The 660-nt window shown below is 37.4% G+C and carries 1 tRNA gene; it reads left to right on the forward strand.

The annotated features are described in order from the left end of the window. Window positions 1-585: 585 nt before the first annotated feature. A tRNA-Val gene (locus tag QSJ46_RS19560) sits at window positions 586-658 on the forward strand. Window positions 659-660: the final 2 nt, after the last annotated feature.

Genomic DNA, 660 nt, shown 5'->3' on the forward strand with positions numbered 1-660 from the left:
GGGTTTCCCCCTGTGAGAGTAGGACGCCGCCAAGCTTCTATCAGGATCAGTTCCAGTCGGAACTGGTCTTTTTTGTGCTGATTGAGGTTCATGCATCATACTTTATCTCATTCCATTTGTTTGATGAAAGATCGTCGCACCTTCTTATGTCCAAGCGAAGCATGTGAAACACTTGAACCTAAAGATGTCCATGGCATAAAATCTTATCTATACAAAACAATAGAGAGACAGAGTATGAGCTTATATAGGGGCACTCCATATATCTTTAATTAAATTGAAGATGTGTAAGTCTATTCGATTTCTATAAATGCTTTACGTCTAAAGAGATACCTATATTATTAAAGTATAAAAATGAGAGACTGTTAATATTTCTGAAGGAATTGAACGTTTTTAAAGAGAATATAGAGGAGAGAAAGTTCAGCTGCTGAACGTTGAACAGCAGCTGTATGAATAGGTGATATGACGATCATTTGTTAAAAGAAATACGCAATGAAAATTGAAATAAAATTTTTTTAATATAGCCTTTACAAATGATTAAAACCTGTATATAATAATCTTTGTCGGATCGAGAGATTCCTACATAGTGGAGGATTAGCTCAGCTGGGAGAGCATCTGCCTTACAAGCAGAGGGTCGGCGGTTCGAGCCCGTCATCCTCCACC

Origin of the sequence: Bacillus sp. YKCMOAS1, from assembly GCF_030268125.1 — a bacterium.
Taxonomy (GTDB): Bacteria; Bacillota; Bacilli; order Bacillales; family Bacillaceae; genus Bacillus; species Bacillus safensis.